The sequence below is a fragment of the Amycolatopsis rhizosphaerae genome (assembly GCF_007713715.1).
GTDB lineage: Bacteria > Actinomycetota > Actinomycetes > Mycobacteriales > Pseudonocardiaceae > Amycolatopsis_E > Amycolatopsis_E rhizosphaerae.
This window is the reverse complement of sequence record NZ_VJWX01000348.1, coordinates 1-7,618: the sequence shown is the minus strand read 5'-3', so window position 1 is coordinate 7,618 and position 7,618 is coordinate 1. Positions and strand designations below refer to the sequence as shown.

The following is a 7,618-nucleotide window of genomic DNA, read 5'->3' as shown; positions in this document are numbered from 1 at the left end:
GGTGCGGGATCAGCCGATGCCGCCGCCGACGCTGGTCGGTGTCGTTGTCACGTTGTTGTTGAGGGCCGTGTCGGAGATGATGAGCTGGCGGCCGTTGATGATGCCCCCGCCTCGCTCACCGGCCTCGTTCTCGTTGATCACGCTGTTGCCGATGGCCAGCTGACCGGTGTTGCTGAGGCCGCCCCCGGTTTGGATTCCCCGGTTCTGCGTGATCGTGCTCCGGGTCAACCTCACCGTGGCGTTCGACAACACACCGAGCCCACCACCGGAGGCGGCGACATTTCCGTACAGGTGCACGTTGTTCAGGTTCGCGAGGCCGCTGAAGACCGTGATCCCCGCACCGATGCTGCCGGGCACGGCGCCACCCGTCAGGTTGATCCGGTCAATGTTGACGTTGCTGTTCACGCTGAGGATTCGGAATGCCGCCGAGCCCGGGTCCCGGCTGATCGTGCTGTCATTACCATGAATGGTGAGCGGCTTGTCGATAACGGGAATGGGGCCGGTGGAATTGTCGAGTGTGTAGGTGCAGCCTGGCGCGAGTACCAAGGTGCCGCCCGGTGCCGACGTGACGATGGCGCTGATCAGTGCTGCGCTGTCGCAGGGCACCGCGATGGTCGCGGCATGCGCGGTCGCCGGAACGGTGGCCATTCCTGTGGTGAACGCGGCCACGCTCATGGCCTTTGCCATCCAGATTCTGCGCACGTTTTCTCCTCGTCGGGGGATCCGATTCGCCACGGCCCGCCAGAGAGTCTTTCTCAATAATGGAGTCGGCGCGCTTCAACGTGACGTCTCGACGAGTCGGACAGTGGTTCGATCAATTGACTTCGGACACGAGTCAAAGGTATAGAGCGCCTTTCGGGCACGTCACTCGAATCGAGGTAAATGCCCGGAAGGGCGACGCACGGGATCGGCCGAGTGAACCGGCCATCGCGGTGCGCCGCCTATCCATCGGGTGGGGTGGCACCACGAGCGCGGACGGCGTGGACCGCCGTTCGCGGTACGTGACAAGGAGATGGCATCGGATCGACGATGCTCGGCGTACCGCCGGAAGACATCGCCCGACCGGTGGTCAGGGCTCCTGGTGCTTGCGGACCAGCAGGTAGCCGGAGTGGAACCGCTCGGCTTCGTGCGGCTCGCGCCGCAACCGGCCGACCTCGGCGAACCCGGCCTGGCGCAACAGTTCCGCGAGACTGCCGGGCGACCATTGGTAGGCAAGGGTGACTTTGTGGTCGACTTCCCGCGGCAGCGGGTCGTCGCCGGCGAGGAATCCGAGCAGCAGGTAGCCGCCCGGCGCCAGCACTCGCCCGAATTCGGTGAAAACGGTGGGCAGTTGCCGCGGTGGTGTGTGGATGGTGGAGAAGAACGCGAGAATGCCGCCGAGCATTTCGTCGGCGAGGTCCAGGGCGGTCATCGACCCCTCGTCGAACCGCAGGCCCGGATGGGCCCGGCGGGCCAGGGCGATCATCTCGGCGGACAGGTCGATGCCGAACGTGTTCAGCCCGAGCGCGTGCAGGTGCGCGGTCACCTGGCCTGGGCCGCAGCCGATGTCGGCGACCGGTCCGGCGTTGTGGGCCTGCACGAGTTCGGCGAACGCCGCCAGCAGCGCACGTTCCAGCGGCAGGGTCTCCAGCATGTTGCCGAAAAGTTCGGCGTAGAGGGGCGCAACGGCGTCGTAGGCAGCCTTGGTGTCGTGCAGTACGGAGGGATCGGTCACGGCGGAAACCATACGACGGATTGTCGTTGCGTGACGCGGGCCGGGCAAAGTGCCGTAAATGGGCAGTTTTCCACCAGGATTACCCGGGGATCGGTACTCGGTCACCAGAAGTCAAGATCATCTTCACTGGGGGACGGGTGCTGTTCATCAACTGTTTCCGCCAACTGGCTACCTTTCGCAACGATGTCCACCCCGGACATCCCAGCGGGAGGTCTGATCTTGCATGTCCCACTGATCGTCTACGCGGTCGTCGCGACCGCGCTGGCGTTCGATTTCACCAACGGCTTTCACGACACGGCCAACGCGATGGCGCCGTCGATCGCGACCGGGGCGTTCAAACCCAGAACCGCGGTGACCGTGTCGGCGGTGCTCAATCTGGTCGGCGCCTTCCTGTCGGTCAAGGTGGCCGGCACGATTTCGGGCGGCATCGTGGACGAAAGCGGATTCCACGCCGACACCGGTCCCTACATCGTGTTCGGCGCCCTGCTCGGCGCGATCGTCTGGAACCTGCTGACCTGGTACCTGGGGGTGCCGTCGAGTTCGTCGCACGCGTTGTTCGGCGGACTGATCGGGGCGACCTGGGTCGCCGTCGGCGGCCACGTCGTCAACTTTTCCGTGGTGGTGCAGAAGGTGCTGCTGCCCGCCGTGGTTTCCCCGATCATCGCCGGTGTCGCGGCCGCGACCGGCACCATGATCGCCTACCGGACAAACGAAGGGGTGAAGAAAAAGCACGTTTCGCGGGGATTCCGGGCCGGGCAGAACATTTCCGCGTCGCTCGTTTCCCTGGCGCACGGCACGAACGACGCGCAGAAGACCATGGGGGTCATCACCCTGACCTTCATCGTGGCGGGTATCCAGCCCGCGCACTCCAGTCCCTACCTGTGGGTCGTCGTCGCCTGCGGCCTGGCCATCGCGCTCGGCACCTACGTCGGTGGCTGGCGGATCATCAAGACGCTGGGCAGCGGGATCACCACGCTGGACAGCCCCCAGGGCTTCGCGGCCGAAACCAGTGCCACGGCGGCGATCCTGGCCTCGTCCCACCTCGGCTACGCGCTGTCCACCACGCAGGTGTGTTCCGGCGCGGTGATGGGCGCGGGACTGGGCAAAAGCGGCGGTGAAGTGCGCTGGAGCACCGCGAGCAGAATAGCCGTCGCGTGGGTCGTCACCCTGCCCGCTTCCGCGGTGTTCGGCGCCTGCGCCGGGAAACTCGCTTCGACCGGAGTCCTGGGCACGGCCATCGTGGCGGGGATCGGCATCGTGGTCGCGGCCGGGCTCTTCGCGTTGTCCCGGCGCAACCCGGTCGGCGCGCACACCGTCACCGATGCCCCGGCCGAAACCCGGGTGCCGGCGACGGCCGACGCCACCTACTGACGAACCAGACGGGAAAACCCATGCATATCCAATGGGGCGAGATGCTCCAGGTCTTCGGCGCCACGGTCGCGGCGACCGCACTGCTGGTCACGTTGTTCTCGGTCGGCGTACGGGGCCTGGGAAAGCGGTCCGGAGCCGGCAAAGGCGAAGGCGCCACCAATGTCAGCGACGCCGGTCCCGTGCTCAGCTTCGTGCTGAGTTTCGCGATCGTGATCTACGGCATCTACCTGATCGTCGCGAAGTGATCGCGGCCCTCGCCGCGAACGGGAGACGCGCGAGCGCGTAGTTGCCGGGGACGGGCAGCGGACCCGCCCCCGGCAACTCGCCGGACGGCGTCGTGCCGCTGCTCGATGGTCAATCCTGCGATAGTCCGGTGGAGATCACGAGCCGCGCTCTGCGCGGCGAGCAAGGCCGGCCAACAAGGAGATCGCCGAGCGGGAGAACCTGGCCGTGCGCTCACCGGCCCTTGCTGGTGAGCGAGGGGGAGCCCTCGGACTCCGTCACCCGGATCGCGAGTTCGCACGGGTCGGTTTCCTTGCTCGACGCGAGGTGATGCGAGGCGAGGCTTCGCAGCATCTCGCGGAACTGGCCGCGCTCGGCCGGGTCCAGCGGGCTCAGCACGGCCGATTCGGCTTCGGCGATGGCCGCGCGGGCCTCGGCGAACCGGGCTTTGCCCGCGGCGGTGGCGCGGACCAGTTTGTTGCGCCGGTCGGCCGGATCGGTGACCCGCTCCACCAGGCCGGCACCGGCCAGATCGTCGACGAGATAGACCATGACCGTGCGGTCGAGATCGAGCTGCCTGCCCAGTTCCGCCTGGTTGCGGGCGCTGCCGTGCACCGCCCCGCACAACGCCTGAAACCCGCGCAGCCCGTGCGGAATGCCGGCCACGGCACGGTCCAACGCGGCCGCGTGGGCGCGGAAGCACTGGGCGAGCAGCCAGCCGAGGTTGTCTCCCAGGCCGTCGGGAAGTAGTTGGGGCAGTGTCTCGGTCACCACTCCAGAGTAGCGCGCCGCCGTCCGGGCAGATAATCTGCGCAACAGACGATCTGTTGACAAGACAAAGACCCGGGTTCCGAAGTCGAAGGTGGAGATACCGTGGTGTCCGAAAATTCAGGGCGGGCGGGCCGTTCACGGCAACTCGCGCTCCTCGTGCTGTGCCTGGCCTCGTTGATGGTGGTACTGGACGGGACGATCGTGGTGGTCGCGCTGCCGTCGATCCAGGCCGATCTCGGCTTCACCACACCGAGCCTGGCCTGGGTGGTGAACGCCTACCTGGTGCCCTTCGGCGGCCTGCTGCTGCTGTCCGGCAGGCTGGGCGATCTGATCGGCAGGCGGCGGATGTTCCTCATCGGCGTCAGCGTGTTCACGGTCGCGTCCCTGCTCTGTGGCCTGGCCGTGAACCAGGCGATGCTGATCGTGTTCCGGGCGGTGCAGGGCGCGGGCGCCGCACTCGGCTCGGCCGTGGTGCTCGGCATGATCGTCACCCTGTTCCCGGAGCAGCGCGAACAGGGCAGGGCGCTCGGCCTGTTCAGCTTCGTGCAGGCGGCGGGCGCGTCCATCGGCATGGTGCTCGGCGGGGTGCTCACCCAGGGGCTGAGCTGGCACTGGACGCTGCTGGTCAACGTCCCGATCGGGGTGTTCGTGGTGGCCGCCACCCTCGTGCTCGTCGAGCGCGACCAGGGCGCCGGGATCCGGGCGGGCGTGGACGTCCTGGGTGCCTTCCTGGTCACGGCGGGGGCGATGCTGCTGGTGTACGTGATCGTCGACAGTGGATCACCCGCGCGCCGCTGGTCGCTGTTGGCGCTGTCCGTGGCCCTGTTGGCCGGATTCGTGCCGCGGCAGGCGAAGGCACCGGCTCCGTTGCTTCCGCTGCGGCTGTTCCGGTCACGGCCGCTGCGCGGCGGGAACGTCGTGCTGGTGCTCGCGGTCTGCGGAATGATGGGTTTCCAGTTCCTCACCGCCTTGTACCTGCGGCAGGTCCTCGGGCTGGACGCGCTGGCGACCGGTTTCGCCTTCGTGCCCACCCCGATCGCCAATGCCGGCGTCGGCCTCGTGTTCGGTCCGCGCCTGGTCAACCGGTTCGGTGTCCGCCCGGTGCTCGCCGGGGGCCTGCTGATCGCGGCGGTGGGCCTGCTGTTGCTGACGCGGGTGCCGGTGGACGGCAACTACTTCACCGACGTGCTGCCCGCGCTGCTGCTCGCCGGTGTCGGCATGGGCGCCGCCGTGCCCGCCGTGATGGGATCGGCGATGGCCGCCGAGTCGCCCGAGCACACCGGTGTCGCCTCCGGACTGGTGAACACCACCCTGCAGATCGGCTCCGCGATGGGCACCGCGATTCTCGCCACCGTCGCCGCCGCCCACGCCGGAACCATGCTGGGTTCCGGCACCGCTCGTCTCGAGGCGCTGGCAGGAGGCTTCCGGCTCGCCTACTTCGGTGGCGCGATCTTCGTGGTGGCCGCGGTCGCCGCCGCGCTGGTACTGGTCCCGATGCGGCTCGGCGCCCCGGAGCCCCAGGCCACCTCCGACGCCGCGAGTCCCACCGTCTCGTAGTTGTTCCCGATGGGGCCTGCAAAGGAGGTTGCGGGTTGCCGTGAAGGGACCCTCACGGTCGATTTGACTGTGAGGGGACCCCTCACGGCGCCCATTCCTGCCTGAGCGTGGGACACACGCGCACGAGGGTGGGACACACGCGCACGAGCGTGGGACACACGCGCACGAGGGTGGGACTCGCCCGGCGGACGCGCCGTACATCGCGAGCGGACCGGACTTTGCCGGAACCCTGGCAAGGCCCGCCCGCGCGCGAGCCGCCGGAGAAGGCGGAAAGAAACGGCTACGGCGCCATGGGGTCGGTCGTGTCGAACGCGTTGGGCAGGCCCGCGTCGTAACGGGTGTCGTCCGCGGCGAAGATGGCGGCGAATTCGTTCGGCTGGTACAGACCGAACAACGTCGCGGAGCCGGAACCGCCGGAGCGCTGGATGATGGCGTTGGCCGCCTTGCGGCCCGCTTCGTTGGCTCCCTCCATGGTGGCCAGGTTGACGTCGCTACGGACGTAGTCGGCGGCGAGGTAGAGGTTGGGCAGGGCGGTGGTGGCCTCCGGCCGGAGGTTCCACGAGCCCGGGGTGTTGATCAGCAGGGGTTCGTCGTCGGCGACACCGGGGGTGGCCAGGCCGGTGATCGCGGGGTCGATGAACGTGGACTGGATGATCGAATCCGGCAGGACCAGGTCACCGAACGGGACGGCCTTGCGGATCTGGGCCTTGATCTCGTTGACGATCTCGTCCGGGGTGCAGTCCTTCGCCGCCTTTCCGTACAGGATGCCGGGCTTGTCCCAGGCGGACAGGTCCAGCGACAGGCACTCCTGTACGGTCCCGTCGCCGTAGGTGGCCGCGAAGTTCGCCTTCCAGAACTCCGCCTGGTTGATCGACGTCAGCGCCCACGGCTGGCCCGCGAAGACGGTGTGCCCCTTGCTGAGCGGCAGCGGCTGCTTGAGGTAGAACATGATCCCGTTCATCCAGTCGGTGATCAGGTTCTTCAGCTGGGCCAGCGTCGGGTCCAGGGCCAGGATGTCGTTGTTGAGCAACGGAACGGCCCGTTCGACCGGGACGGCGAGCACGTAGTGGTCGGCGTCGATCACGGTGCTTCCGGTGGCCGTGGCCACCCTGGCCCCGGTGATCTGCCCGTTGCCGACCAGCAGTTCGGTGACGGTGGCCCCCATGGTGAAGGTGACGCCGAGGTTGTTCAGGTGGGCCAGCCAGGGGTCGATGAGCGCTTCGTCGGTGGGGGCGTTGAGTACGCGGTCCGGCGCGTCGTAACCGCCGAGGCCGAGCGTGCTGTAGGCCCACGCCTCGGCCATGAGCCCCATGGTGCGGGCGTTGGCGCGGTCGGGCTTGGCCGCGACCAGCGTGCTGGTGAACATGTTCACCAGCAGTTCGCGGTAGGTCTGGGACATGCGTGAGGCCGCCACGAAATCGGAGAAGCTCATCTTCTCCCACTGGCCGAGGCGGCGCTTCGGCCCGCTGGTGACGAACACGATGATCTTGCGCAGGAAGTACAGGACCTGGTCGGCGGGCACCTGGGTGACCACGCCGAGCGCGGTCTCGAGGAAGGTCAGCAGGGAGTCGGGGCTGAGCGTGCCGATGATGCTGCCCCGTGCGGGAAGGCGCAGAGTGCTCCCGTTGTAGAAAGCCACTTCCTCGGATCCGGACACGAGGTTGTCGTGTGCCGTTCCGCCTCCGGGCAGGGGGATGCGGCTCATCGTGTCCGGCAGGTTCCGGTAGAAACCCGGAAAGAACCGGAAACCGTGCTCACCGGGCAGGTCCTTTCTGCCGCCGGTCCCGGTGCCGGGAACCGGAATGCTGCGGCACTTGCCGCCCCAGGCCTTGCGTTCGTAGACGGTGACCTGGTAGCCGCGTTCGGCCAGTTCGTGCGCCACGGTGAGGCCACCCATCCCGCCGCCGAGGACCGCGACCCGGCGGCCCGTGGCGGTGGCCGCCTGCCGCGCGAACGGGGCCGCGGAGGCGGTGGTGGGAAGGC

At 68.0% G+C, this 7,618-nt stretch carries 7 protein-coding genes; 3 read left to right on the top strand and 4 right to left on the bottom strand.

What is annotated here, in order from left to right:
* Positions 1-9: 9 nt before the first annotated feature.
* Both FNH05_RS26880 and FNH05_RS26875 read right to left on the bottom strand, forming a co-directional pair.
* A complete protein-coding gene (locus FNH05_RS26880) occupies positions 10-702 on the bottom strand; it encodes a right-handed parallel beta-helix repeat-containing protein (RefSeq protein WP_144591504.1) in 693 nt (230 codons plus the stop codon).
* Between the two features lie 367 nt (positions 703-1,069).
* A complete protein-coding gene (locus FNH05_RS26875) occupies positions 1,070-1,726 on the bottom strand; it encodes a class I SAM-dependent DNA methyltransferase (protein WP_144591503.1) in 657 nt (218 codons plus the stop codon).
* Between the two features lie 207 nt (positions 1,727-1,933).
* Here FNH05_RS26875 and FNH05_RS26870 point away from each other — a divergent pair, with 207 nt between their 5' ends.
* Both FNH05_RS26870 and FNH05_RS26865 read left to right on the top strand, forming a co-directional pair.
* Complete coding sequence (locus FNH05_RS26870; protein ID WP_246127956.1) at positions 1,934-3,085, top strand: inorganic phosphate transporter; 1,152 nt, start codon at positions 1,934-1,936, stop codon at positions 3,083-3,085.
* 20 nt (positions 3,086-3,105) lie between these two features.
* Positions 3,106-3,330: a hypothetical protein gene (locus tag FNH05_RS26865; protein WP_144591501.1), complete on the top strand. Its 225-nt coding sequence runs from the start codon at positions 3,106-3,108 to the stop codon at positions 3,328-3,330.
* A gap of 211 nt (positions 3,331-3,541) precedes the next feature.
* On the opposite strand, the gene FNH05_RS26860 is transcribed toward FNH05_RS26865, so the two are convergent.
* A complete protein-coding gene (locus FNH05_RS26860; protein ID WP_144591500.1) occupies positions 3,542-4,078 on the bottom strand; it encodes a MarR family winged helix-turn-helix transcriptional regulator in 537 nt (178 codons plus the stop codon).
* A gap of 105 nt (positions 4,079-4,183) precedes the next feature.
* Between FNH05_RS26860 and FNH05_RS26855 the strand changes: the two genes are divergently transcribed.
* Entirely contained in the window at positions 4,184-5,635 is a 1,452-nt protein-coding gene (locus FNH05_RS26855) for an MFS transporter (protein WP_281287633.1), read from the top strand.
* 280 nt (positions 5,636-5,915) lie between these two features.
* Here FNH05_RS26855 and FNH05_RS26850 read toward each other — a convergent pair.
* Positions 5,916-7,618, bottom strand: a 1,703-nt coding sequence (locus tag FNH05_RS26850; protein WP_144591499.1) for a hydroxysqualene dehydroxylase, incomplete at its 5' end; no start/stop codon positions are given.